At 72.3% G+C, this 25,382-nt stretch carries 22 protein-coding genes; 9 read left to right on the top strand and 13 right to left on the bottom strand.

The annotated features are described in order from the left end of the window. Positions 1–60 precede the first annotated feature (60 nt). Together BLT97_RS09300 and BLT97_RS09295 are read left to right on the top strand one after the other, a co-directional pair. The gene (locus BLT97_RS09300) at positions 61–621 is read left to right on the top strand and encodes a hypothetical protein (RefSeq protein WP_093608287.1); all 561 of its coding nucleotides are present in this window, start codon (positions 61–63) and stop codon (positions 619–621) included. A gap of 201 nt (positions 622–822) precedes the next feature. Continuing rightward, entirely contained in the window at positions 823–1,533 is a 711-nt protein-coding gene (locus BLT97_RS09295; RefSeq protein ID WP_093608286.1) for a hypothetical protein, read from the top strand. A 68-nt stretch (positions 1,534–1,601) separates the two neighbouring features. On the opposite strand, the gene BLT97_RS09290 is transcribed toward BLT97_RS09295, so the two are convergent. After that, complete coding sequence (locus BLT97_RS09290; RefSeq protein ID WP_093608285.1) at positions 1,602–2,651, bottom strand: PadR family transcriptional regulator; 1,050 nt, start codon at positions 2,649–2,651, stop codon at positions 1,602–1,604. 1 nt (position 2,652) lies between these two features. Further along, a complete protein-coding gene (locus BLT97_RS09285) occupies positions 2,653–3,615 on the bottom strand; it encodes a DUF4097 family beta strand repeat-containing protein (protein WP_093608284.1) in 963 nt (320 codons plus the stop codon). Positions 3,616–3,938: 323 nt separating this feature from the next. Here BLT97_RS09285 and BLT97_RS09280 point away from each other — a divergent pair, with 323 nt between their 5' ends. Continuing rightward, the gene (locus BLT97_RS09280) at positions 3,939–4,751 is read left to right on the top strand and encodes a hypothetical protein (protein ID WP_093608283.1); all 813 of its coding nucleotides are present in this window, start codon (positions 3,939–3,941) and stop codon (positions 4,749–4,751) included. Between the two features lie 51 nt (positions 4,752–4,802). On the opposite strand, the gene BLT97_RS09275 is transcribed toward BLT97_RS09280, so the two are convergent. From BLT97_RS09275 to BLT97_RS09260, 4 genes are read right to left on the bottom strand one after another with little or no spacing between them, the layout of a single operon-like run. Further along, on the bottom strand, positions 4,803–6,032 hold the full coding sequence (locus BLT97_RS09275) for an ABC transporter permease (protein WP_218137294.1): 1,230 nt from the start codon (positions 6,030–6,032) through the stop codon (positions 4,803–4,805). A 2-nt stretch (positions 6,033–6,034) separates the two neighbouring features. Then, positions 6,035–6,745 carry an ABC transporter ATP-binding protein gene (locus BLT97_RS09270; RefSeq protein WP_093608282.1) on the bottom strand — a complete coding sequence of 237 codons (711 nt, stop codon included), beginning with the start codon at positions 6,743–6,745 and terminating at the stop codon, positions 6,035–6,037. Beyond that, positions 6,742–7,980, bottom strand: coding sequence for a peptidoglycan-binding protein (locus BLT97_RS09265; RefSeq protein ID WP_093608281.1), 1,239 nt, complete (start codon positions 7,978–7,980; stop codon positions 6,742–6,744). Before BLT97_RS09265 ends, BLT97_RS09270 begins: the two co-directional genes overlap by 4 nt. Beyond that, positions 7,980–8,513, bottom strand: a complete 534-nt coding sequence (locus BLT97_RS09260; protein ID WP_093608280.1) for a hypothetical protein — start codon at positions 8,511–8,513, stop codon at positions 7,980–7,982. The genes BLT97_RS09265 and BLT97_RS09260 overlap by 1 nt, the downstream gene beginning before the upstream one ends. Before the next feature lie 259 nt (positions 8,514–8,772). On the opposite strand from BLT97_RS09260, the gene BLT97_RS09255 reads away from it, so the two are divergent. Both BLT97_RS09255 and BLT97_RS09250 read left to right on the top strand, forming a co-directional pair. Beyond that, positions 8,773–9,429 (top strand): response regulator transcription factor, encoded by a 657-nt coding sequence (locus BLT97_RS09255; protein WP_093608279.1) that lies wholly within the window; start codon positions 8,773–8,775, stop codon positions 9,427–9,429. Positions 9,430–9,455: 26 nt separating this feature from the next. Then, on the top strand, positions 9,456–10,658 hold the full coding sequence (locus BLT97_RS09250; protein ID WP_245769220.1) for a sensor histidine kinase: 1,203 nt from the start codon (positions 9,456–9,458) through the stop codon (positions 10,656–10,658). 33 nt (positions 10,659–10,691) lie between these two features. On the opposite strand, the gene BLT97_RS09245 is transcribed toward BLT97_RS09250, so the two are convergent. The 5 genes from BLT97_RS09245 to BLT97_RS09225 form a co-directional block, all read right to left on the bottom strand. After that, the gene (locus BLT97_RS09245) at positions 10,692–10,871 is read right to left on the bottom strand and encodes a DUF6104 family protein (protein WP_018544467.1); all 180 of its coding nucleotides are present in this window, start codon (positions 10,869–10,871) and stop codon (positions 10,692–10,694) included. 262 nt (positions 10,872–11,133) lie between these two features. After that, entirely contained in the window at positions 11,134–14,979 is a 3,846-nt protein-coding gene (locus tag BLT97_RS09240) for a multifunctional oxoglutarate decarboxylase/oxoglutarate dehydrogenase thiamine pyrophosphate-binding subunit/dihydrolipoyllysine-residue succinyltransferase subunit (protein ID WP_093608277.1), read from the bottom strand. Between the two features lie 281 nt (positions 14,980–15,260). Beyond that, on the bottom strand, positions 15,261–16,313 hold the full coding sequence (locus tag BLT97_RS09235) for a HAMP domain-containing sensor histidine kinase (RefSeq protein WP_093608369.1): 1,053 nt from the start codon (positions 16,311–16,313) through the stop codon (positions 15,261–15,263). A gap of 449 nt (positions 16,314–16,762) precedes the next feature. Then, positions 16,763–17,500: a response regulator transcription factor gene (locus BLT97_RS09230; RefSeq protein ID WP_093608276.1), complete on the bottom strand. Its 738-nt coding sequence runs from the start codon at positions 17,498–17,500 to the stop codon at positions 16,763–16,765. Positions 17,501–17,648: 148 nt separating this feature from the next. Next, positions 17,649–18,353, bottom strand: a complete 705-nt coding sequence (locus BLT97_RS09225; RefSeq protein WP_093608368.1) for a spermine/spermidine synthase domain-containing protein — start codon at positions 18,351–18,353, stop codon at positions 17,649–17,651. A 139-nt stretch (positions 18,354–18,492) separates the two neighbouring features. Between BLT97_RS09225 and BLT97_RS09220 the strand changes: the two genes are divergently transcribed. Then, positions 18,493–19,680 (top strand): methyltransferase, encoded by a 1,188-nt coding sequence (locus tag BLT97_RS09220; RefSeq protein ID WP_176953679.1) that lies wholly within the window; start codon positions 18,493–18,495, stop codon positions 19,678–19,680. Between the two features lie 15 nt (positions 19,681–19,695). Here BLT97_RS09220 and BLT97_RS09215 read toward each other — a convergent pair whose 3' ends face one another. Further along, the gene (locus BLT97_RS09215) at positions 19,696–20,046 is read right to left on the bottom strand and encodes a DoxX family protein (RefSeq protein ID WP_093608274.1); all 351 of its coding nucleotides are present in this window, start codon (positions 20,044–20,046) and stop codon (positions 19,696–19,698) included. A 151-nt stretch (positions 20,047–20,197) separates the two neighbouring features. Here BLT97_RS09215 and BLT97_RS09210 point away from each other — a divergent pair, with 151 nt between their 5' ends. Together BLT97_RS09210 and BLT97_RS09205 are read left to right on the top strand one after the other, a co-directional pair. Next, a complete protein-coding gene (locus BLT97_RS09210; RefSeq protein ID WP_093608273.1) occupies positions 20,198–21,094 on the top strand; it encodes a LysR family transcriptional regulator in 897 nt (298 codons plus the stop codon). Between the two features lie 131 nt (positions 21,095–21,225). Next, positions 21,226–21,966, top strand: coding sequence for an SAM-dependent methyltransferase (locus tag BLT97_RS09205; RefSeq protein WP_093608272.1), 741 nt, complete (start codon positions 21,226–21,228; stop codon positions 21,964–21,966). 106 nt (positions 21,967–22,072) lie between these two features. Here BLT97_RS09205 and BLT97_RS09200 read toward each other — a convergent pair whose 3' ends face one another. Next, a complete protein-coding gene (locus BLT97_RS09200; protein WP_093608271.1) occupies positions 22,073–22,747 on the bottom strand; it encodes a GNAT family N-acetyltransferase in 675 nt (224 codons plus the stop codon). A 186-nt stretch (positions 22,748–22,933) separates the two neighbouring features. On the opposite strand from BLT97_RS09200, the gene lon reads away from it, so the two are divergent. Then, positions 22,934–25,354, top strand: a complete 2,421-nt coding sequence (gene lon / locus BLT97_RS09195; RefSeq protein ID WP_093608270.1) for an endopeptidase La — start codon at positions 22,934–22,936, stop codon at positions 25,352–25,354. Positions 25,355–25,382 lie beyond the last annotated feature (28 nt).

The following is a 25,382-nucleotide window of genomic DNA, read 5'->3' as shown; positions in this document are numbered from 1 at the left end:
GGAGGGGTCGAGGACTCTCGGAGTCCGCCGTCCCGTCCGTGCAGCGGCAGGAGGCCCAGCATGCCCGTGCCCGTCGAATTCGTTCCCGCGCCCGCCGCGGTGCGCCGGCCGGTCACCAAGGTCGGCGGCCAGCCCGTCTGGCTGGAGGAGCCGCAGTGGCCGCTCTCGCGGGTGAGTGGTGAACCCATGGAGTTCCTGGGGCAGTTCGAGCTCGGCGACAGCCGGCTCGGCTATCTCTTCATGACGGCCTCGGAGGACGGCGAGGAGGCGACGTTCGAGCCGGAGGGCGGGGAGAATGCGCTGATCGTCCAGCCCGCGGGCCGTATCCCGGAGTTCGTCGCGGTCACGGCGGCCGAGGCCGGGCCCTCGGCGGGCGACGACTTCGTCCCGCGTGCGGTGGAGCGGGCGCCGGACGGGGAGGAGTGGCAGTTCCTCGGCGGCCCCGGCATCGAGCCGAACTGGCTGCAGGGCGGCGAGGAGCCGGGCCCCGGCTGGCAGTTGATAGCCCAGCTGGACTCGGCGGGCCTGCCGTTCCACGTCGACTTCGGCGACATGGGCGTGGGCTATGCCTTCCTGTCGCCGGACGGCAAGGAGGGGCGGTTCCTCTGGCAGTGCGGGTGAGGGGGCGCCTCGGCGGGAGTGCGGACCGTTCGCCGTCCGTGCAGGTCGGGCGGGGCGTGGCGGGGGGAAACGGAAGCGTTCCGGCCATGTCCGTGATCGGTAACGATCGCCGGGCCGAGGATGGATCCTTGATCCCCGCGGGGCAGACTCTGCTCGCCGGACCGACCACGCAAGCCGGCCCAGAGATTCGGGGGAATCTTCATGCGCGTCATCCGCAAGAGCAGCAGAGTCACCGTCCTGGGGGCGCTCGCCCTCGCCGCCCTGCTCACCACCACCGCCTGCCAGCCGGGTGAGGAGGACGGGAAGGCCGACGGGAGCAAGCCCTCCGCGACGGCCACCGAGAAGCCGGAGCAGTCCGAGAAGCCCGAGCAGCCCGAGCAGGGCGACAAGACCGACAAGCCGTCGAAGCCCGCCGGGGACAAGACCGGGACGGCCGCCCCCGAGGGGAGCGGCGGGAGCGGCGACGGCAAGGGCGGGGTGAACCCGGCCGACAACGTCTGCGCCGAGAACGGCCAGGGCCCCTACGGAAAGATCGAGACGCTCACCTTCGGCGGCGAGGCGCCCAACACCGTGGTGGGCCTCGTCCTCGGCCACTACGAGTGCCAGGGCGGCGAGACCGAGCCCCAGTTCAAGCCGGACAGCGCGACCGGGGCGGCGATGAACGTGCTGCTTGACGACGCGAAGCTGAAGGTGGTCGTCGAGGGCGACCTGGCGAAGCGGATGGGTTCCTCGACCCCGGATGCCAACACCTTCGTCAAGGAGATGGCCGAGCTGGAGAGCGAGGGCAAGCTCGTCGGCCAGAAGGCGCCCCAGTTCTACTTCCAGTCCGACGCTCCGAACCCGGACGCGCCCGACGGCGAGGACACCAAGATCGTGTACCTGCACCAGATCACGTTCCACATCTCGAACTGATCCGGAGCCCGGGTACGAAGGAGGGGTGGGTCCGCCGCTGATGCGGCGGGCCCACCCCTCCTCGTGTCCTACTGCGCGTCCCGCCCCCGCAGGATCGAGCCGAGCCGCACGGCCGTGGCCGCCAACCGCGCGCGGGCTTCGGTGAGTTGCTCCTCCGTCACCCCGTGGTCGCGGGCGGCGTCGCGGATGTCGTCACGGAAGCGGTCCAGCAGCCGGTCCAGATCGCGGGCCGGATCGCCCGTGGACTCCTCGCGCGCCCAGGCGGGCTCCTCCGCGGTGGGCGGCACGTCATCCCGTACGGAATCCTCGGACGCGCCCGGCTTGCCGAAGTCCACCACCACGCTCGGCTCGGACTCCGCGGGGCCGCCCCAGGCTCCCGGCTTGGTGAAACGGCCGAGCTCCTTGGTGATCTCCGCAAGGCCCTCGCGCAGGCCCGTCGGCCAGTCCCCGCGCTGGAAGTGGTCCTGCACCTTGTCCTGCACGGACTTGGCGACCCGCTGCATCTCCTCGCGCGCCTCCTCACGGGCCTCACGGGTCGCGTCCTGCGCCTGCCGCCGCGCCCGCTGGGCGTCCTCGCGGGCCCGCCGCGACTCGTCCTTGGCCCGGCGCGCCTGCTCCTTCAGCTCCTGCTTGGCCCGGCGCAGCTCCTCCTTGGCAAGCCGCCAGCCCTCGCTGTCGCCGAACGAGGCCTCCCAGTCCATGCCGCCGCGCGCGGACTTCCGGGCGGAGGAGCGCGCCTCGCCCGCCGCGGCCCGCATCTCGCGCCGCAGATCACCCGCGGCGCCGCGCACGTCGTCGCGGATCTCGGCCGCGAGCTCGGCCACGGACTCGTGGATCTCCAGCTCCAGGTCGGCCAACTCCCCGGCGCGCTCGGCCAGTTCGGCGCGGCCCGCGTCGGTGATCGAGTAGACCTTGCGGCCGCCCTCGGTGGTGTGCGTGACCAGGCCCTCGGCCTCCAGCTTGGCGAGCCGCGGGTAGACGGTGCCGGCGGAGGGCGCGTACAGGCCCTGGAAGCGCTCCTCCAGGAGGCGGATCACCTCGTATCCGTGGCGCGGTGCCTCGTCGAGGAGCTTGAGCAGATACAGCCGGAGCCGGCCGTGGGCGAAGACGGGGGCCATCTCAGAGCACCTTCCCGGTCGGGCCGTCGGAGGCCGGGCGGTCGGCCGGCGGGGTGTCGGCCGGCGCGGTGTCGGTCGCCGGCGAGTCCGCGGGCGGGGTGCCTGTGGGCGGGGTGTCGGCCGGCGGGGTGTCCGCGGGCTCCTCCGCGTCCTCCCGCGGCGGGCGCCGCAGCAGCGCGATGCCGCCGGAGATCGTGGTGGCCTTGAGCCTGCCGCGGCCCTCGCCGAGCCGGCCCGTGACCCGCTTGGCGCCCCACATGCCGCCGATCTGCAAGTCCTCGAACGCGTTGGAGACGGCGCCGCTGGTCGTGTTGGCCTCGACCTCGGCGTCGACCGGGTGCGGCAGCCGGATCGCGATCTCCCCGGAGACGCTGTTCAGGGCGACATCCGCGAGCCCGCCCTGCGGGTCGAGGTCCACGATCATGTCCCCGCTGACGGAGTCGGCGCGTACGGAGGCGCCGGCGTCGATCACCGTCAGATTCCCGGAGACGGAGTTGTAGCGCAGCTCGCCGGTGACGGACTGGGCCTCGACATCGCCGGACACGGACTCGGCGCGCACCGGCCCGGTCAGGCCGACCAGGGTGGAGTCGCCGCTGATGCCCTTGACGGTGGCGGGCCCTTCGATGCCGGAGACCATCGCGCTCGCGCCGATCACGCCGACCTCGACGCGCGTGCCGCTGGGCACGGCGAGCGAGACGACGGCCTTGCGGTGCCAGCCCTTGCGGTCGAGGAACTTGAGCCAGCCCTTCCAGGGCAGGTCGTCGTAGCCGACGCTGAGCACACCGCCCTCGTGGCGGACGATCAGCTCGGGCCCGTGCACCTCGGAGATCTCGAGCCGGGCGGAACCTTCATCGGTGCCCACCACGTTGACGGTTCCATTGACGATGCGTACCTGAAGGGTCGTGACCGGGTCGTCGAAGGTGAGCTTCTTGGGCTCCGCGACGGTCCACGTCGACTCTGGCATGGCTGACCTCCTTCGGCCTCGGGTTGCCTGGGACGCGGCCTGTGTCGCGTGCTGCGGCTCCGGCTCTCACACCGCGGCCGGGCTCGGCGACCCATTACGCGCCATATCGCGTCTTCTGCTAGACACGATATATCGCGGTTGGGTGAAGTCAAGGCGTGCCCTGGGGCCCGCGCACCTGATTTACGGGTCCGGGGTGCCCCTAGGGGGACGGGTTCCGGCGCCGGGACGCGGGAGTTCCGTGCGCGGAGGCGAAGAGGTCCGTACGCCCCTCGTGAGGGTGCCAATAACGCGCTAACCAGGGCATATTGCCCTAGCGTGAGGGCATGCCTGACGTTCCCGGGAACCCCGGCGCCCTGCTCCTGTGCCGCTCCGATCCGGCCGCCGTGGGTCCCGCGGCGCAGCTGCTGCGCGAGCCGATGCTGCTCGCGGAGGCAGGGCCGGAGTGGAGTGTGCTCGTGCCCGAGGGCAGGCCCTGGCGTCAGGGCGAGGAACAGGTGGACCGGGTCGCGCGCGGCTGGGCCTCGGCGCTCGCGGTCGCCTCGCCGTGGCCGGCGCTCGCCCTGTGGTGGGACGACGGCGGCGCGGGGTTCACGCTCGCCTCCGGCTTCCGGCGCACGGTCGGCTACGTATGGCTGGCGAACGGCACGCCCGTGGGCGAGGAAGAGGCCCTGAGCAGCTTCGTCTCCCGGCTCGGCCTCGACCCCGTACTCGACATGCAGTCGCTGGAAGAGCTCGCGCGCCCCGACTCGGACGCCGACGCGCGGGCCCGGATGCGCGGGCTGCTCGCGGTGCTCGGGCGGGCGGGGCTCGCGCTGCCCGCGGGGCTCGCGCCGGGGCTTTCCACCGAGGAACTCCGGTCTGCGGCCGAGGAGTTGCCCGAGGTGGAACAGGTGCGGTGGACCGGGTGGCGCGAGGTGGTCAGCGCCGAGCTGGACGTGGTCGAGCGAGGGCGGCTCGGGGCCTGGGTGCGCGGGCCGAAAGCGCGGGCCCTCGCGCTGGTGCAGGTCCTCGCGGGGGTGCCGGTGCTGGGGTATGCGCTGCGACGGCGGAGCCCCGCGTGGGCGGTCACCGGGGTGGCGCTTGTGGTCAACGGGGGGTTGGGGCTGGCGTACGACCGGGTGCGGGCGCGGGACTGAGGGGCGGGGTGGGGGTTCCTCTCCCCGCCCCGCCCCAACGCCAACGGGGGGCTAGGCGGCAAGCGCCTCCGTAGGGGAGAGGCGTGACGCCCGTACCGCCGGATACAGGCCCGCCACCGCGCCGATCACCAGCGTGGCGCCCACCCCGCCCGCCGCCGCCCACGGCGGCACCGTCACCGGCCAGTCCTGGTAGAGCGCGTAGCCGGCCGTGACCGCGATGCCGAGGACCGCGCCGCCCACCCCGCCGAGCGCCGAGAGCAGCAGGGACTCCGCGAGGAACTGCGTGCGGATCTGGCCGCGGGTGGCGCCGAGCGAGCGCCGCAGGCCGATCTCCGCGCGGCGTTCGAGCGCCGAGATCACCATGGTGTTCGCCACGCCGACCCCGCCCACGAGGAGCGCCACCGCGCCGAGTCCGAGGAGCAGCCCGGTGAAGGCCTCGCCCGCGGCCTTCTTCGCGGCGAGCGCGTCCGAGGGGCGCGAGACCTCGACCTCGTTGGGCGCCTCGGGGTTGGCGGTCGATCCGAGCACCGCCTGCACGTCCTCGACATCGGCGTCCTCGGCCCGTACGTAGAGCGTGGTCGGATGCCCGTCGAAGCCCAGCTCCTCCTGCGCGACGGGCCAGCCCACGAGGGCCGCAGTGTCGAGCTCGGGCGCGAGCGGCGCCGGGGCCAGGATGCCCACCACCGTGAACAGCCGTCCCCCGATGAGGACTTGGGTGTCCGCGCCCGCGCGGCCGATGCCCAGGCGCTCGGCCGCCGTCGCGCCGAGTACCGTCGCGGGATAGCGGCCGGTGGCCTCGTTCAGCCAGGTGCCGCTCGCGAGCGTCGCGCCCGTCGTGGCGCGCAGACCGGTGCGTGCGGCGTACGCGGACAGGCCGCCGGTCTCGGCCTGCGGGATCTTCGCGGTGCGGTACACCTTCGCGTCGGGCACCTTGCCGAGCGCCGACACGGAGGTCACCGGCCCGATCCTGGCCGCCATCTGCTCGGCGGTGTCGGGGAGTTGAGCCTGGCCGCCGGTCATCGTGGAGCCCGGCGACGCGGTGAGCAGATTCGTGCCGAGCGCGGCCAGCGTACGGTCGAGGCCGGCCTGCGAGGAGGCCGAGATGCCGACCACGGCCACCATGGCCGCGATGCCGATGGCGATGCCGAGGGCGGACAGGAAGGCCCGCAGCGGGCGGGTGCGCAGACCGACCGACCCCACCTTGACCACATCGCGCGGCCGCAGCCGGGCGGGCCTCAACGGTCCCTGGACGCGCGGCAGTTCCGGCGCCCGCACGTCCACGGTCACGGTGCCCCCACCGGCTCGCCCGCCGAAGGGACGCCGTGCGCCGGCGCCCCCGAATCGCTCACGATCCGCCCGTCCCGCATCCGCACCTGCCGCGGCAGTCCGTCCGCGATCTCCCGTTCGTGCGTGATGATCACGACGGTGGTGCCGGCCTCGTGCAGCTCGCGCAGCAGCCGCATGATGCCCTCGCTGGTCACCGAGTCGAGCGCGCCGGTCGGTTCGTCGGCGAGGAGCAGGCCCGGGTCGCCCGCGACCGCCCGCGCGATGGCGACGCGCTGGCGCTCGCCGCCGGACAGCTCGTGCGGCGCGTGGTGCAGCCGGTGGCCGAGTCCGACCCGGCGCAGGACCGCGGCCGCGCGCCGGCGCCGCTCGCGCAGGCCGAGCCCGCAGTACAGGAGCCCGTCGGCCACGTTGTCCCACGCGGAGGTGGCGGCCGCGAGGTGGAACTGCTGGAAGACGAAGCCGATTCGGGCCGCCCGCAGCGCCGACAGCTCGGCGTCCGAGAGCGCGCCCACGTCGTATCCGTCGATCCGTACGCTCCCGGACGTGGGCCGGTCGAGCGTGCCGAGCACGTTCAGCATCGTGGACTTGCCGGAGCCGGACGGGCCGACGATGCCCACGAGTTCACCTCTGCCGATGGTCAGGGACACTCCGGCGAGTGCCGTGACCCCGCCCGCGTACGTCTTCGTGACGTCCGTCAGCGCGATCACTTCGGCACCCCCACCTTCACGCCCTCGGCGATGCCGGCCCCGGAGACCTCGACCCGGCCGTTCGCGAACAGGCCGGTCTCCACCGGGACATACGAGGACTTCGTGCCCTCGACGACCTCCACGCCGAAGCCGCCCTCGGCCAGCGCGAGCAGCGCCGCGACCGGGACCGTGAGCACGTCCTCGCGGGTCCGTGCCGTGAAGTCCACGTGCACGGCCGCGAGCGCGTACTGCTCGGCGGCCTTGCGCCCCTTGTCGTCCGTGAACCCGACCACGACCTCGATCTTCGTCTCGGCCTCCTGCTGCCCCTCGGCCGGCTTGATGACCGTGGTGACCTCCTCGACCTTCCCGGCCGCCACCTGGTCGTCGGGCAGCCGCACCTCCACCTTCGCGCCCTCCTTCGCCATCTCCTGGTCGGCCGAGTCCAGTTCGACGGTCACGGCGCGGCTGGTCCCGGTGTACGCGAGCACCGCGTCGCCGGGCCGCAGCGCGTCGCCCTCCTGGGCCTGCACGCTGTCCACGCGGACGGCACCGTCCGCGAACACCACCTGGCCCAGCGGGACCTCACCCGTCTCCGCCAGGCCCCGGTCCTCCTGCCAGGCGCGTACCGCATCGGCCGTCCCCGCGGTGTACTCCTCGTCGACGGTGAAGCCCTCGTAGCCGAGCGCGTCGAGGTTCTTCTCCAACTGCCGTACGTCCGCGCCCTCCACGCCCTCCTTCAGGGCGCGGTACGCGGGCGTGGAGCCGTACATCAGCGTCACCGGCGCGCCGTCCACCGCGTACAGCGACTTGCCGCGGGTGATCCGGTCGCCGGTGCCGGGAGCCCAGGTCAGCGTGCCCGGCAGCCGGGTGGACGCGGTCCGTGTCGTGCCGTGGCCGAGCTGTCCGTCGGCGGTCTCGGTGTCCGCGAGCGTGCCCCGGGTGACCTCGGCGGTGGCCGGCGGCAGGGCGTCGCCCGTCTGCGCCCTCGGGTCGGCGCCGCCCAGGCCCAGCGCGGCGGCCGTGACGGCGCCGCCGGTCGCGAGCACCGCGAGGGCGACGGCGACCTTGAAGCCGCGCCGACCGCGCGGGCGCCGCGTCTCGGGCGCGAATCCGGTGTCCTCGTGCGGCCCTGCGGCCTCCTGCGCCCCCTTGGTCGCGTGCGTCCCTGTGGTCTCCTGCGGCTGCGCCTTCTCCTCCGGCCCGGGCTCCGGCTCCCCCTCCGGACGGGTGCGGTCCTCGACCGCCGGCTCACCCATCAGCCCTTCTCCTGCGTCTGCGGCTTGCCGCCCATCAGGTCGCCGCAGGCCTCCTGCGCCTTCTCGAAGTCCGGGTCGTCCGCCAGACCCTTGTCGATCCGGATGCCGCCGCCCTCCTCGGGGTCGGGGAAGTCCTCGACGCCGTTCTTGCGCATGCACTGCGCGAACTCGCGCATCTTCTTCGCGCCCTCGCCGTTCTTGCCCATGCCGCCCTGCGGCTGGTACTTGCGGCAGGCCTCCATGGCCTTGTCCACGGTCGCCTTCGGTATCGAGCCGTCCACCTTCAGGCGGATGCCGCCTCCGGGCTCCGGGTCGTCCATCGGCACCCCGTTCTCGCGCATGCACTGCGCGTACTTCATGCCCATCTCCTGCGGATCCGCGCTCGCGCTCGGCTCGGCGCCGTCCTTCTTCGCGCCGCTCACGGACGCGACGCCACTGCCGTCGTCGCCCGAGCCGCAGCCGGTGAGCGCCAGCGCGAGCACCAGGGGTGCCGCCGCCAGGACGCCCCGCAGGGACCTCGTGGACCTGCCCATCGCGTCATCTCCCTTCCGTCACGCGGACGTTGTGCACGTCCGTCGTGAGGGCGATGCAACGCGGCGGGGCGTTTCCCTGTGGTTTCCGGTTCCTGTGGGGCGTACGCGGCGAGCGCCCGCCGGGCTCCGGCGGCGGAGGTGCATGGCGGCTGCGCGGCGGAGGCGCACCGGGGCTGCGGCGGCGTCCACAGCAATCCCTGACGCCGCGGAAACGCCCCGGAGGCGACCATGACCCGGGCACCGGTGCGGAGGAGGAACGATGAGGGTCCTGGTGGTGGAGGACGAGCGGCTGCTCGCCGACGCGATCGGCCAGTGGCTGCGCGAGGAGGCCCACGCCGTGGACGTCGCCTACGACGGGGCTGCGGCCCTGGAGCGCACGGGCGTGCACGCGTACGACGTCGTCGTCCTCGACCGCGATCTGCCCGGCGTGCACGGCGACGACGTGTGCCGGGCGCTGGCCCTCACGGGGGACGGACCACGGGTCCTCATGCTCACGGCGGCGGCGGACATCCGCGACCGCGTGGACGGCCTGACGCTCGGCGCCGACGACTACCTCACGAAGCCCTTCGCCTTCACCGAACTCGGCGCCCGCGTCCAGGCGCTCGGCCGCCGCTCGCGGCCCGCCGCCCCCGTGGTGCTGCGCCGCGCCGGCCTCACCCTGGACCCGGCCCGCCGCGAGGTCTTCCGCGAGGGACGCTACGTACCGCTGTCGCCCAAGGAGTTCGCGCTGCTCGCCGAACTCCTGCGCGCGGACGGGGCGGTGGTCTCCGCCGAGCAGCTCCTGGAGAAGGTGTGGGACGAGCACGCCGACCCGTTCACCGGTGCGGTACGGCTCGCGGTGCTCAAGCTGCGGCGCAAGCTGGGGGAGCCGCAGCTGGTGCAGACGGTGACCGGGGCGGGGTACCGCATTCCATGAGAGCGCGCTTTGGGCGTACGAGGTCCATGGCGCTGCGCACCCGGCTCACGCTGGTGTTCGGCGTGGGGTTCCTGCTGGCCGGCGTGGTGCTGCTCGGCACGACGTACGCGCTGTTCCACCAGCAGCTCGGCGCCGGCGGCATCAAGATGATCTCCACCATCGGCAAGGAGCTGACCGGCGGCACCGGTGAGGGGACCCCGCAGCGGGAGCCGAAGAAGAACCAGCGGTTCGCCGTCACGCCCGACGGCAGGATCCTCAGCGGCACCGAGGCCGACCGCTGGATGAAGATGCAGCAGGACCGCCTCAACGAGGCCGCGACCACCTCACTGCTCACCCAGGGCGGCATCGCCCTGCTCGTCGTCGGCGGCGCGGCCGCGGGCTTCGGCTGGCTGGTCGCCGGACGGGTGCTCGCGCCCCTGCACCGGGTCACCGACACCGCGCGCAGGATCGCGGCCGCCCCCGCCGCCGGTCGCGGCCTGCACGAACGCATCGCGCTCGACGGACCCGGCGACGAGGTCAAGGAACTGGCCGACACCTTCGACACCATGGTCGAGCGCCTCGACCGCTCCTTCGACGGCCAGCGCCGCTTCGTCGCGAACGCCTCCCACGAGCTGCGCACCCCGCTCACGCTCGGCCGCGCGCTGGTCGAGGTCGCGATGCACCGTCGTACGGCCTCGCAGGACGTCAAGCAGCTCGGCGCCGACCTCCTGGAGATCAACTCCCGTCACGAGCGCCTGATCTCGGGCCTCCTGCTGCTCGCCGACGCCGATCACACGGTCGTGGACCGGCACCCCGTCGACCTCGCGGACGTGGCGGCGCATGTGTGTGCGCAGCTGGCGGGCGAGGCCGCGAAGGCGGGTGTCTCGCTCAAGGTCGAAGCAGGCGAGGCGGAGACGTCCGGGGACGCGCTGCTCCTGGAGCGGCTCGTGCACAACCTCGTGGAGAACGGGCTGCGCCACAACGACGGTGCCGGGTGGGTGCGGGTGGTCAGCGGACCCGGTCCCCGCCTGGAGGTGTCCAACACGGGCCCGGTGATCCCGCCGTACGAGATCCCGCGCCTCTTCGAGCCCTTCCGCCGGCTCGGCGCGGATCGGGTGGTCTCCGCGAAGGGAGCGGGGCTCGGCCTGTCGATCGTACGGTCCATCGCGTCCGCGCACGGGGGTGCGGTGGAGGCGGTGCCCAGGGAGGGTGGCGGTCTGACCGTGACGGTCACGCTGCCGGATCCGTAGGGACTACTCGTCGTCCTGCCGGATCCGTGGCGACTACTCGTCGTCCTCGTCGTCGAGGCGGGCCAGCCACGTGGCGAGGCGCTCGACGGGGACCTCGAAGTCGGGGTTCAGGTCGACGAAGGTACGGAGCTGCTCGGCCAGCCACTCGAAGGAGACCTCCTCCTCGCCGCGCCGCTTCTCCAGTTCTTCGATGCCACGGTCCGTGAAGTACATGTGCCCAGGATATGCGGGCCCCCGCACCCGGCGGTCGGCAGTCGTGCCCCAGCTGTGTCCGGCCGTGCCACAGGGCGGCATGGGCGGGCACAGCGGCACCCTGCCGCAGGCGGCGTCACCGATCCGGCCGCCCCCGGGGGCTCCGCCCCTGGCTGAAGTGCTCAAGCGGCGCAGGTCCCGGGGGCGCCCCCAGGAACGGAAATGAGGCCGCACCCCCGAAGGGATGCAGCCCCACCTCACGTACAACCGGAAACAGCGAGTCTTACGCCTCGAAGACCTCAGCGATCAGCTGCTCCTGCTCGGCCTGGTGCCGCTTCGCCGAACCCACCGCCGGGGACGAGCCGTGCGGACGCGAGATGCGGCGCAGGCGCTCGTCGTGCGGGATGTCCGCGCCGACGGCCAGGTCCAGGTGGTCGATCAGGTTGAGCGCGATGAACGGCCACGCACCCTGGTTCGCCGGCTCCTCCTGGGCCCAGATGTACTTCGCGGCGTTCGGGTACTTGGCGATCTCCGCCTGGAGCTCCGCACCCGGCAGCGGGTACAGGCGCTCGATGCGGATGATCGCCGTGTCCGTGATGCCGCGCTTCTGCCGCTCGGCCTCCAGGTCGTAGTAGACCTTGCCCGCGCAGAACACGACCTTGCGGACGGCGGCCGGGTCGACCGTCGCATCGCCGATGACCGGACGGAAGCCGCCCGTGGTGAACTCCTCCGCCTTCGACGCCGCGGCCTTCAGACGCAGCATCGACTTCGGCGTGAAGACGACCAGCGGCTTGTGGTGCGGGTTGTGCACCTGCCAGCGCAGGAGGTGGAAGTAGTTCGACGGGAGCGTCGGCATCGCGACCGTCATGTTGTTCTGGGCGCACAGCTGGAGGAAGCGCTCCGGGCGGGCGGACGAGTGGTCCGGGCCCTGGCCCTCGTAGCCGTGGGGGAGGAGCAGGGTCACACCGGAGTGCTGGCCCCACTTCTGCTCCGCGGACGAGATGAACTCGTCCACCACCGTCTGCGCACCGTTGACGAAGTCGCCGAACTGCGCCTCCCACATGACGAGTGCCTCGGGACGGGCCAGCGAGTAGCCGTACTCGAAGCCCATCGCCGCGTACTCGGAGAGGAGCGAGTCGTAGACGTTGTAACGCGCCTGGTCGTCCGAGAGGTACAGGAGCGGGGTGTAGTCCTCGCCCGTCTCGCGGTCGATCAGAACGGCGTGGCGCTGGCCGAAGGTGCCGCGGCGGGAGTCCTGGCCCGCGAGGCGGACCGGGGTGCCCTCCAGGAGCAGCGAACCGATGGCCAGGGTCTCGCCCATGCCCCAGTCGATCGTGCCGTCCTCGACCATCGCCGCACGGCGCTGCAACTGCGGCAGCAGACGCGGGTGCACGGTGATGTGGTCGGGGATGTTCACCTGGGACTCGGCGATGCGCTTGACGACCTCCTGCGAGATCGCGGTGTTCAGCGCCACCGGGAACTCGGCCTCGGGGCCCGGCACTTCGCTCGGCGCGGAGTGCGAGGTGGCCTCGCGGACCTCGGTGAAGACCTTCTCGAGCTGGCCCTGGTAGTCCTGAAGGGCCTGCTCGGCCTCTTCGAGCGTGATGTCGCCACGGCCGATGAGGGACTCGGTGTAGAGCTTGCGCACCGAGCGCTTCTTGTCGATCAGGTCGTACATCAGCGGCTGCGTGAACGCCGGGTTGTCCGACTCGTTGTGACCGCGGCGGCGGTAGCAGATGAGGTCGATCACCACGTCCTTGTTGAACGCCTGCCGGAACTCGAAGGCCAGGCGGGCAACGCGGACGACGGCCTCGGGGTCGTCGCCGTTCACGTGGAAGATCGGCGCCTCGATCATGCGCGCCACGTCCGTCGCGTACATCGAAGAACGCGAGGACTCCGGGGCGGCGGTGAAGCCGACCTGGTTGTTGATGACGATGTGGACCGTGCCGCCGGTGCGGTAGCCGCGCAGCTGCGACATGTTCAGGGTCTCGGCCACCACGCCCTGGCCCGCGAAGGCCGCGTCGCCGTGGATCGCCACCGGCAGGACCGTGAAGTCCGTGCCGCCCTTGTTGATGATGTCCTGCTTGGCGCGCGCGACGCCCTCGAGGACCGGGTCGACCGCTTCGAGGTGCGACGGGTTCGCGACCAGGGAGACCTTGATCTGCTCGCCGTCGAGGCCCGTGAAGGTGCCGGCCGCGCCCAGGTGGTACTTCACGTCGCCGGAGCCGTGCATCGACTTCGGGTCGAGGTTGCCCTCGAACTCGCGGAAGATCTGCGCGTACGACTTGCCGACGATGTTCGCGAGGACGTTGAGGCGGCCGCGGTGGGCCATGCCGATGACGACCTCGTCCAGGCGCGACTCGGCGGCCGAGTCGATGACCGCGTCGAGCAGCGGGATGACGGACTCGCCGCCCTCCAGGGAGAAGCGCTTCTGGCCGACGTACTTCGTCTGAAGGAAGGTCTCGAAGGCTTCCGCCGCGTTCAGGCGGCGCAGGATGCGCAGCTGCTCCTCGCGCTCCGGCTTGGAGTGCGGGCGCTCGATGCGATCCTGGAGCCACTTGCGCTGCTTCGGGTCCTGGATGTGCATGAACTCCAGGCCGGTGGTGCGGCAGTAGGAGTCGCGCAGGACGCCGAGGATGTCGCGCAGCTTCATCATCGACTTGCCGGCGAAGCCGCCGACCGCGAACTCGCGCTCCAGGTCCCAGAGCGTCAGCCCGTGCTCGGTGATGTCCAGGTCGGGGTGCTTGCGCTGGCGGTACTCCAGCGGGTCCGTGTCGGCCATGACGTGGCCGCGCACCCGGTAGGAGTGGATCAGCTCGAAGACGCGCGCCGCCTTGGTGACGTCGTCGTCGTGCGAGGCGTCGATGTCCTTGAGCCAGCGGACCGGCTCGTAGGGAATGCGCAGCGCCTTGAAGATCTCGTCGTAGAACTCGTCCTCGCCGAGGAGCAGGTTCGCGACGATACGGAGGAACTCGCCGGAGGCCGCACCCTGGATGACGCGGTGGTCGTACGTCGAGGTCAGCGTCATGACCTTGGAGATGCCCAGCTTGTTCAGGGTGTCCTGCGAGGTGCCCTGGAACTCGGCCGGGTAGTCCATGGAGCCGACGCCCATGATCACGGACTGGCCGGACATCAGACGCGGCACGGAGTGGACCGTGCCGAGGCCGCCCGGGTTGGTCAGCGAGCAGGTGACGCCGGTGAAGTCCTCCATCGTCAGCTTGCCGTTGCGGGCGCGCCGGACGATGTCCTCGTAGGCCTGCCAGAACTCGAAGAAGTTCAGCGTCTCGGCCTTCTTGATGCCCGCCACGACCAGCTGGCGGTCGCCGTTCGGCTTCACCAGGTCGATGGCCAGACCGAAGTTCACGTGCTCCGGCTTGACCAGGGTGGGCTTGCCGTCCTTGACCGCGTAGTGCCAGTTCATCGACGGCATGGCCTTGATGGCCTGCACCATCGCGTACCCGATGAGGTGCGTGAAGGAGACCTTCCCGCCGCGGGCGCGCTTGAGGTGGTTGTTGATGACGATGCGGTTGTCGAAGAGCAGCTTCACCGGGACGGCGCGCACCGAGGTCGCGGTGGGCACCTCCAGGGAGGCGTCCATGTTCTTCGCGACGGCGGCGGCGGGGCCGCGCAGGGTGATCAGCTCGGGGCCTTCAGCGGCCTCCTTCGCGGGGGCTGCCTTGGCGGCGGCCGGCTTCGCGGCGGGGGCGGGCTTGGCGGGGGCGGCGGGCGCGGCAGCCTGGGCCGCGGGCTTCGCCGGAGCGGGGGCCGGGGCCTGCGCAGGGGCCGACTCCTGGACCGGAGCGGCGGCCTGGGCCGGGGCCTGAGCGGCGGGGGCCGGAGCCGAGGATCCTGCGGGAGCGCTCGGAGCCTGGGCCGGGGTGCTCGCAGCCCCCGCGGCTGCGGCACCGGCGGAGCTCTCCGTCTTCAGCGGGGCGGCGGCATTGCCTCCCGGCTTGTAGTCGGCGAAGAAGTCCCACCAGGCACGGTCGACCGAATTCGGGTCCTGGAGGTACTGCTGATAGATCTCGTCGACGAGCCACTCATTGGGGCCGAAGGCGGCGGCAGGGTTCTTGCCCTGCCCCGCTTGGTCGGTCGTGGTGCTCGAGTTACTGGGGGACTGTGGCGACACGGCGGTAACCGCCCTCTTCCGCTTCACAAGGTGATGGACAGCGGGAATAAAGGCTACGCCTCCCGGGCCGAGAGGTGCAGACCGGGCGGGCCTTCCGTCACGTAAGTCACATCACAAGGCGTGTTTCGGAGCGGGAAATGGCGGGAAACAAGCGAGGTTCCACTTCGTGTCGGGTAGCGGAAACCGCGGCTGCGACCCTCATGACTCGCACCCTTGACTGACCGCACGTCGATCAGGCGAACCGGGTTCGAAGATCTTGTGCGCCCGTTTCGAACCCTACGTCAACTCTGCGCCCGTGTGTTCCCCGGAAGACTGACCTGAATTCGGCAACCCCGAGCGGATTCGGCCACACCGATCCGGCCGCCGTGCAGATCCACGGCCCAGCGCGCGATCGCGAGCCCGAGGCCCGTACCGCCGTCGCTGGATTTCTTGTCCGCGTGGCTGCCGCGGTTGAACCGCTCGAAGACCCGGTGCCACTCGGAGCGCGGGATACCGGGGCCCTCGTCGAGGACCTCCAGCTCCAGGGAGTCGGGACCTTCGCCGCGGCGGGCACGGACCGTGACCCGGCCGTGCGGCGGCGAGTGCTTGACCGCGTTGTCGATGAGGTTGGCCACGACCTGGTGCAGACGCTCGGCGTCCGCGTGCGCGGTCAGCTCCGGCGGCGTCACGTCCAGGTGCAGATGCACGTCGGTACGGGTGTGCCGGCCCGAGCCGGAGGGCATCCCGCGGCGCTGCGAGGCGACCATGTTGGCCTCCTTCAGAACGCCCGAGAGATACGGCCACACCTCGAAGCGGCGAGCGTGCAGCTGGTCCACGCCGTGGTCGAGGCGCGAGAGGTCGAGCAGGGTCTCCACGAGGCGGCCCAGGCGCTCGGTCTGCTTGAGTGCGGTCCGCATCGTCTCCGGGTCGGCGGCCGAGACACCGTCGACCACGTTCTCCAGGACCGCGCGCAGCGCCGCGATCGGGGTGCGCAGCTCGTGCGAGACGTTGGCCACCAGCTCCTTGCGGTGCTGGTCCTGCGCCTCCAGGTCGTCGGCCATGCGGTTGATGGTCTGGGCGAGGTCGCCCAGCTCGTCGCGGCGGTCGGCGCCCGAGACGCGGCGCGTGTAGTCGCCGTGCGAGATGGAACGGGCCACCGTGGTCATCTCGTCCAGGGGCGCGGTCAGCGAGTGCGCCACGAACTGGGTGATGAGAAGGGTGGCGATCACCGAGAAGACCGTGATGAAGCGCAGCTCCGTCTTGGTCTGTATGGCGATCATCAGCAGCCCGGTGGTGATGAGCACGGAGATCACCACGAGCGTGCCGAGCTTGGTCTTGATGGAGAAGGGCCGCAGATCCGCCAGCGCGGAGACCGTCCGCCGCAGCACCCGGCCCTCGCGCGCCCGGCCGGTGGCCAGGGCCCGGCCGCGGGCCGCCTCGGCGCGGTCCCGGCTCGACTCCGCGCGGCTCAGGGCCGCCTCGGCGCGCCGGCCGAGGGTCTCCGAGCGGCGCCGCCGCAGGGCGGACCACCACAGGAGCAGCTGGGACCACCACAGCAGCGTGGCCGCCACGGGGCGGCGCAGGAGCCAGGCTCCGGGCTTGAGGCCGTGCGGCTTGGCCTCGCGGGGTCGGGGGACGCGGGTCCTGGGGGCGCGGGTCTCGGCGGCGCCGGGCTTGCGGCCGCGGGCCTTGGGGCCACGGGCCATCGGGCCACGGGCCATCGGGCCGCCGGGCCGGAGCCCGCTCGCGGACGGTCCGCCCGTACTTCCGGTGCTGCCCGTACGGGGCGTGCCCTCCGCGCCGCTCATGGCGTCGGCGTCTCCAGCGCGTAGCCCACGCCGTGCACCGTACGGATCCGCTCGGCGCCGATCTTCCGGCGCAGCGCCTTGATGTGGCTGTCCACGGTCCGGGTGCCGGAGGCGTCCGCCCAGTCCCACACCTCGGCGAGCAGCTGCTCACGCGAGAGCACGGCGCGCGGGGTGTTCGCCAGGCAGACGAGCAGGTCGAACTCGGTCGGCGTGAGATGCACGTCCTCGCTGCGCACGCGGACGCGGCGCTGCGCGTGGTCGATCTCCAGCTCCCCGAGCCGGAGTATCCCCGAGCGCGGGGTGGTCGCGGCGAGCGCGGCCCGCTCCACGCGGCGCAGCAGCACATGCACGCGCGCCGCCAGCTCCCGCATGGAGAACGGCTTCGTCATGTAGTCGTCCGCGCCGACGCCCAGCCCGACCAGCATGTCGGTCTCGTCGTCACGCGCCGTCAGCATCAGCACCGGCACCGGACGCTGCGCCTGCACGCGCCGGCAGACCTCGAGCCCGTCGAAGCCCGGCAGCATGATGTCGAGGATCAGCAGATCGGGCTGCCATGCCTCGGCGGTGTCGACGGCGGCAGGGCCGTCTCCCGCCGTCTGCACCAGGAAACCCTCGGCCCGCAGCCGGGCGCTGATCGCATCGACGATCGTGGCGTCGTCCTCGACGACCAGGACCCGTCGCTGGGCGCCCGGCGTGGCCGCCGTGCCGTTGTGGGAGGTGTGTGTCTGCTCCATGGCCCCGCCCCTGGATACGCCTTCGTAGTCCGTCGTTGTCGTTCGCGGCTTCGCACGGGACCCGTGCACAGAACCTGTTGCTCCGGAATTCCTCGCGCAAAGATCCGCGGTGTCGGTCAGCAGCGTACGGGCAGTTACACCGCCTCGGCTATGCGCCCCTGACGGCGAGATGGACCACGTCGGGGACGCCGCGGACAACGGGGATCTCTTCCGTACGTACGCTCGTGAATCCGGCATTCCGCAACGACTCTTCGAAAACCGCCGACGGTTGCGCGGACCAAATCGCAAGCACACCACCGGAGTTGAGCATGTTCCGGCACGCGGCGAGCCCTTGCGGAGAGTAAAGACTGTGGTTTCCCTCGGTAACCGTCCAGTCCGGACCGTTGTCGATGTCGAGACAGAGTGCGTCGTATCTCTCATTGCCGTCGTGTACGTACGCGACGAGATCTGCCCGGACGATCCGGACCCGCTCGTCTTCGAGCGCCGCGCCCGAAACCTCCCGCAACGCCCCTTTCTCATGCCACTCGACGATGGCCTCCTCCCGCTCGACCACATCGATCCGCCCCCACCGCGGATCGGCCGCGGCATGCACGAGCGAGAACCCGACCCCGAGCCCGCCGATCAGCACGGACGGCTCGGCCCGGTCCGCGGGCAGCGCATCCCGCGCGGCATCGACGAGCAGCCGCTCGGACCGCCCGTCGGAGGTGTCCATCAGAAACACCCCGTTGACGATGATCTGCAACAGCCCACCGTGCCGCCGCAGCACCACTTCGCCGTGGGGCCCGTCACGTCGGTCGATCACGACGGGCTCGTCGGTCAGGCGGTTGATTCGGTTGTCGTACGTGGCGTGCATAGGGACATTGTGGCCGGTGGGGGTGGGTGGGTGCGGGGTGTTTTCCCAAGCGGGCGGGCGGTCCCGAGCGGGAGTTGCCGGATCAGGCCGGCGCTCAAATACCCTGGCCGAGCCCCACCCGTCCCACCGAAAGGCCCCCGTGTCGCTCCACTGGATCCAGGACGACGGTGCCGTGCGGTCGGCGCGCTGGGTGTCCGACGGCGGTACGCCCGCTCCGCGTCGTGTCGTGCCCGCAGACAGCAGGATCGGCACCGCCGCCGCGTACCGGCACATTTGCGAAGGCACCGCGCTGCTGTGGACCGGCGACTTCCCTTCGGCGCGGCAACTGCTCACCTCGCTCGGCAAGCGGGCCGAACCCCGCCGCCGGCCCAAGGCGGACAGCCTCACCGAGGCCTTCCATCTCCAGCGCCGCGAGCAGGCCCGGCGCACCCGCATCCTGAGTCTCCTGCTCGTTCCGTACGAGGCGGGCGAAGGCGGCGCCTGGACGATTCCGCTCAAGCGCGCCCCCGAGGTCGCCGAGGCCTGCGCGCAAGCGTATGGGGAGTTCGAGACGGCAGGGGACGCAGGGGAAGCAGCGGAGGAGCCCGACAGTGCGACCGTGGTCGGGTCGTTGCGGGAGCTGCTCGGGGTCGTCGGGGCGTACGAGTGGCGACGCAAGGGTGTTGTGGTGCCGGCGCTCGGCGGGGACCGGATCCATCCGCACTACGGGGTGTTCTCGCCGGTCCGGGGCGAGTACCTGGACCTGGCGGCCGATGCCGCGAAGGACTGGGAGGCCCGGGGGCTGCCGCCGCGCGTCGCGTTCGACGTCGGTACCGGCACCGGCGTGCTCGCCGCGCTGCTCGCGCGGCACGGCGCGGGCCGCGTGGTCGCCACCGACCTGGACCCGCGCGCGGTGGCCTGCGCGCGCGAGAACGCCGACCGGCTCGGGGTCGGCCCCCAAGTCCGCGTCGAGCAGGCCGACTTGTTCCCCGAAGGGCGCGCCGACCTGATCGTGTGCAACCCGCCCTGGCTCCCCGGCCGCCCCCGCACCCGCCTCGACCACGCCGTCTACGACCCGGACAGCAGCTTCCTGCACCGCTTCCTCGCCGGGCTTCCCGAGCACCTCGAACCCGGCGGCGAGGCCTGGCTGCTCATCTCCGACCTGGCCGAACGCCTCGGCCTGCGGGGCGAGTCGGAGCTCGCGGACGCGATCGGTGCGGCGGGTCTCGAGGTTACCGGCCGCGAGACCACCACGCCCCGGCACGGGCGGGCGTTCGACCGGGACGATCCGCTGTACGAGGCGCGCTCGCGTGAGATCACGTCCCTGTGGCGGCTGGCGGTCCGCTGAGTCCGGCCGCGGCCCCTAGTGGGGTGCGGTGAGGGCCAGCGCCAGGGTCGCTGCGGACAGTCCCAGGAACAGCAGCGCACCGCCCAGCTTCAGGTCCCCCACACGCAGGTGCGTGATCACGGCTCCGACGAAGTACAGGACCAGGCCGGCTGCGGCCGCGACCCCGAGCGGCCGTACGGCCAGGCCCGCGAGCAGCCCGAGCGAGCCCGCGGCCAGGCAGGTGCCGAGCGGGAGCATCCAGGACACGGGCACCCGCAGCCTGTTCGCGATGGCCACGATCATCGGGTGCCGGGTGAAGTCCAGGTAGGCGCCGAAGCCGGTGGCGGCGGCGGTCACCAGGGTCAGGACGAGGTACGCGGCGTACATGGTGTGAGGTCCCCTCTGCCCCGGGGGCGGAGTGCTCGGGCCCCTCCGGAGGGGCCGGCCGGCCCGTCGGCGGAGCTGTTCTTGTCGATCACCTCCACCGTCGCCGCGTCCCGCCGTGGCGGTCCAATACCCGCTTCCATAGCCTGGCGGCATGGATGTGGACACCAGGCTGCTGCGCTACTTCGCCGCCGTGGCCGAGGAGGGCAACCTCACGCGTGCGGCCGAGCGGCTCTACGTGGCCCAGCCGTCCCTGACCAAGCAGATCAAGCAGCTGGAGACGCTGCTCGGGGTGCGGCTGTTCGTCCGCTCCCGGTCCGGGATGGCGCTCACGGAGGCGGGCCGCGCGCTGGCCGGGCGGACCCCTGCCGTGCTCGACGCCCTCGCCGAGGCCGTACGGGAGGCCAAGGGCGCGGCCGTACGGGCGGAGCGCGTCCTGCGCGTCGGCATCATGGGCAGCGGGGCCAACGAGGCGACCCCGGGCATCATCGCCGCCTTCGGCGAGCGCCGGCCCGGCTGGCGCGTGGAGATGCGCCAGGGGGAGTGGTCCGAACCGACCGCGGGCCTGGCCGACGGCGAGGTGGACGCGGCCCTGCTGTACCTGCCCTTCCCGGGCCAGGAGCGGTGGCGGACGGCCGAGTTGTTCACCGAGCCGCGCTGTGTGCTGCTGCCGGCCGGGCACCGGCTCGCGGCGCGCGAGACGATCGGCTTCCGTGAGCTGTGGGACGAGCCGTTCGTGGCCGCCCCCGCCCAGGCGGGGAGCTGGCGCGACTGGTGGCTGGCCACCGAGGCGCGCGAAGGGCGCGCGCCGCGCATCGGCGCCGAGACCCGCCACCCCGACGACTGGCTCAACGCGATCGCCAACGGCTACGGCATCGCCCTCGCCCCGTCCGCGGCCGCCCGCTACTACCCGCGCCCCGGCATCGTCCAGCGACCCGTGACCGGAGTCGCGCCCTGCACGGTGGCGGTGGTGTGGCCCCCGGCGGCCGAGGACAACGCGGTGGTACGGGAGTTCGTTGCCGTCTGCCGGGAGGCGGTCGCTGGGCGGTGAACGGCAGGGCGGTGAACGGCGGGGCGGTGAACGGCGGGGCGGCCCGCGCTGCGGCGCGCATGGCCCCGTAAACGCGCATCGTCCCGTAAAGCCGTGGCCGTGGGCCGGTGGCCGGGGCAGGATGCCCTCCCATGGACCGACAGCAGATCAGCTCGATCGCCCACCGTGACCATCCCATCGCCGCGCCGCTGCACGACGCCTCCGTGGCGCGCCTGCTCGCGCGTGCCCTGCCGCGCGGTGACGAACGGGTCCTCGACCTCGGCTGCGGGGAAGCGGCCTGGCTCGTACGGGCCGCCGAGGGGAGGCCGGGGGTGCGGGCCGACGGGGTCGACCTGAGCGAACCCGCGCTCGCGCGCGGCCGGCAGCACCTCGAGACGGCCGGGCTCGGCGGGCGGGTCACGCTGCACCAGCGGGACGCCGCCGGTTACGCCGCCCCCGACCCGTACGACGTGGTCCTGTGCGTCGGTTCGACCCACGCCTTCGGCGGCCTGCTGCCCACGCTCGACGCGTGCGCGCGGCACCTGCGCCGTGGTGGGCGCGTGGTGGTCGGCGAAGGGTTCTGGGAGCGCGAGCCGGACGCCCGCACGCTCGAAGTCGGCTTCGAGAAGGACGAGTTCGCGGATCTCGCCGGTACGGTCGACCAGGTGACGGAGGCCGGGTGGACCCCGGTGTACGCGCACGTCAGCACGCGCGCCGAGTGGGACGACTACGAGTGGTCCTGGACCGGCAGCCTGTCCGCCTGGGCGCTCGACCACGCGGGCGAGCGCGAGGCGGGGCAGGCGCTGGAGGCGGCGGACCGGCACCGGGACCAGTGGCTCAAGGGGTACCGGGGGACGCTGGGGTTCGTGACGTTGGTGCTGCGGAGGGACTGACGGCGAGGCCGTGAGCGGACGGCGCCGCCCGCCTCACCCGACGAATTTCGGGGCCGTGAGGCGCCGCCCGCCCCACGAGCTTCGCGGCCGTGAGGCGCAGCCCGCCTCACCCCACGAACTTCGCGTTCGTGAGCGGCGCCACGGTCCGCCAGCCCACCGCCTCGTACAGGAGCCGTCCCTCCGGCGTGCAGGCGAGGACCGCGCGGGTCGAGCCCTGGGCGCGGGCCGCCGCGTGCAGCGTGCGCATCACGACCTTGCCGAGGCCGCGCCGCCGGTGCTCCTCTGCGGTCTCGATCTGGTCGACGACCGCGCTCGCCCCGACCGGCGCGATCTGGCCGCGCGCGGCGAAGGAGCCGTCGGAGTCGGTGAGCAGGACGCGCGTGACGCCCCCGCGGTCCCAGGTGTGCAGCCGGTAGCCGGGCGGCGGACCGGGCACGGTCTCGGACGCGTCCAGTTCGGTGACCATCAGGTAGTCGCCCGATCCGTACGGCTCCCAGCCGGGCGCGAGCCACGGCAGCACGCGCTCCGGGTCGGCGAACACCTTGAGGTGCCAGTTCAGGCCCCGGGCCGACTCGGTCGCCTTGCGGACATCGGCTTCCAGGACGGCGTCGTTGGTGGCGGCCAGGACATGCCGGGCCACGTGCGGGATCTGGCCGACGTGGATGGTGTAGCCCCAGGGTTCGAGCAGCGGGGCGGAGGCTCCGCGCGAGACCACCCAGCCGTCCACCCACTCCCGTACGTTGACGTCCTCACGGGCACTCTCGAAGCCTGCGCTCACCATGGGTCCCTCCCCGTCCGTCCGCCGCTCGCTGCAGCGGTAATAGTTGAACCCGCAGATCAGGTCTTACGCAAGGGGATTTGCCCAGCCCTTGTCGTGATCGCTCACAGCGAACGCAAGGCGGGGAACATCCGCACGCTCCCAAGCATTGAGTCGACATAGCTCAACTTGAATGCCGAAGGGGAGATCATGGCTTCGACGTCCGCAACGCTCACTCTGCCCGTCCTGCCGCTCGACGACGAGGTCGTGCTGCCCGGCATGGTCGTGCCGCTCGACCTCAACGATCCCGATGTACGCGCCGCGGTGGAGGCCGCCCAGGCCGCCGCCCGAGGACAGACAGGGAAGCCTCGCGTCCTGCTCGTGCCGCGCATCGACGGGACGTACGCGGGCATCGGCGTGCTCGGCACCGTCGAGCAGGTGGGCCGCCTCGCCGACGGCGACCCCGGCGCGCTGATCCGCGCCCGCGGCCGCGTGAAGATCGGCGCCGGCACCACCGGACCGGGCGCCGCCCTTTGGGTGGAGGGCACCCAGGTCGAGGACGGCGCGCCCGACCCGCTGCCGGGCTCGGTCGCCGAACTCATCAAGGAATACAAGGCACTTGCCACCAGCTGGCTGCGCAAGCGCGGCGCCTGGCAGGTGGTGGACCGCGTCCAGCAGATCGACGACCCGGGCGCGCTCGCCGACAACTCCGGCTACTCGCCGTTCCTCTCCACCGCCCAGAAGGTCGAGCTCCTGGAGACCACCGACCCGGTGGCCCGCCTCAAGCTCGCCATCCAGTGGCTCAGCGACCACCTCGCCGAGCAGGACGTGGCCGAGTCCATCGCCAAGGACGTCCAGGAGGGCGTGGACAAGCAGCAGCGCGAGTTCCTGCTCCGCCGCCAGCTCGACGCCGTACGCAAGGAGCTGCGCGAGCTCAACGGCGACAGCAAGGACGCGGCCGAGGAGTCCGACGACTACCGCGCCCGCGTCGAGGCCGCCGACCTGCCCGAGAAGGTACGGGAGGCCGCGCTCAAGGAAGTCGACAAGCTGGAGCGGTCCAGCGACCAGTCCCCCGAGGGCAGTTGGATCCGCACCTGGCTCGACACGGTGCTCGAACTGCCGTGGAACGAGCGGACCGAGGACGCGTACGACATCCAGGGCGCCAAGGCCGTGCTCGACGCCGAGCACGCGGGCCTGGACGACGTGAAGGAGCGGATCACCGAATACCTGGCGGTGCGCAAGCGGCGCAGCGACCGGGGCCTGGGCGTGGTCGGCGGGCGGCGCGGAGGCGCCGTGCTCGCGCTGGTCGGTCCGCCCGGTGTCGGCAAGACCTCGCTCGGCGAGTCCGTCGCGCACGCGATGGGACGCAAGTTCGTGCGCGTCGCGCTCGGCGGCGTACGCGACGAGGCGGAGATCCGCGGTCACCGGCGGACGTACGTGGGCGCGCTGCCCGGCCGTATCGTGCGGGCGATCAAGGAGGCGGGCTCGATGAACCCCGTCGTCCTGCTCGACGAGATCGACAAGGTCGGCTCCGACTTCCGCGGCGACCCGGCGGCGGCCCTCCTGGAGGTCCTGGACCCGGCGCAGAACCACACCTTCCGCGACCACTACCTGGAGGTCGAACTCGACCTGAGCGACGTGGTGTTCCTCGCCACGGCGAACGTCCTGGAAGCCATCCCGGAGGCCCTGCTCGACCGCATGGACCTGGTACGGCTCGACGGCTACACCGAGGACGAGAAGGTCGTCATCGCCCGCGACCACCTGCTGCCCCGGCAGCTGGAGCGCGCCGGTCTGAACGCCGACGAGCTCACGGTCGAGGAGGAGGCGCTGCGCAAGCTGGCCGGCGAGTACACGCGCGAGGCCGGCGTGCGCAACCTGGAGCGGGCCATCACGCGGGTGCTCCGCAAGGTGGCCGCGCAGCACGAACTCGGCGACCGCGAGCTGCCGTTCACGGTCGGCCCGGACGATCTGCGCGAGCTGATCGGCCGTCCGCACCATGTGCCCGAGTCCGCCCAGGACCCGGCCGAGCGGCGCACCGCCGTCCCGGGTGTGGCCACCGGTCTGGCGGTCACCGGCGCGGGCGGCGACGTCCTCTTCGTGGAGGCCTCGCTGGCCGACCCGGAGACGGGCGCGTCGGGCCTGACCCTCACCGGCCAGCTCGGCGACGTGATGAAGGAGTCGGCCCGGATCGCGCTGAGCTTCCTGCGCTCGCACGGCGCGGAACTGGAGCTCCCGGTGGGCGACTTGAAGGACCGCGGGGTGCACATCCACTTCCCCGCGGGCGCGGTGCCGAAGGACGGTCCGAGTGCGGGCATCACGATGACCACCGCCCTTGCCTCGCTCCTGTCCGGGCGCCTGGTCCGTACGGACGTGGCCATGACCGGTGAGGTCTCGCTCACCGGCCGGGTGCTGCCCATCGGCGGCGTGAAGCAGAAGCTGCTCGCCGCGCACCGGGCCGGGGTCACCACGGTGATCATCCCGAAGCGGAACGAGGCGGATCTGGACGATGTGCCGGCGGAGGTCCTGGAGAAGCTGGACGTGCACCCGGTGACGGATGTGCGCCAGGTCCTCGAACTGGCCCTGGCGCCCGCGTCGAACGGTGCGCGGACGGAGGTTCCGGTCGCGGCGTGACGGACGCGGCCGGATGAGGTGGCGGCCC

Origin of the sequence: Streptomyces indicus, assembly GCF_900100315.1 — a bacterium.
Classification (GTDB): domain Bacteria; phylum Actinomycetota; class Actinomycetes; order Streptomycetales; family Streptomycetaceae; genus Streptomyces; species Streptomyces indicus.
Note: the sequence above shows the minus strand (reverse complement) of the source record. Positions and strands in the feature narration are given on the sequence as shown.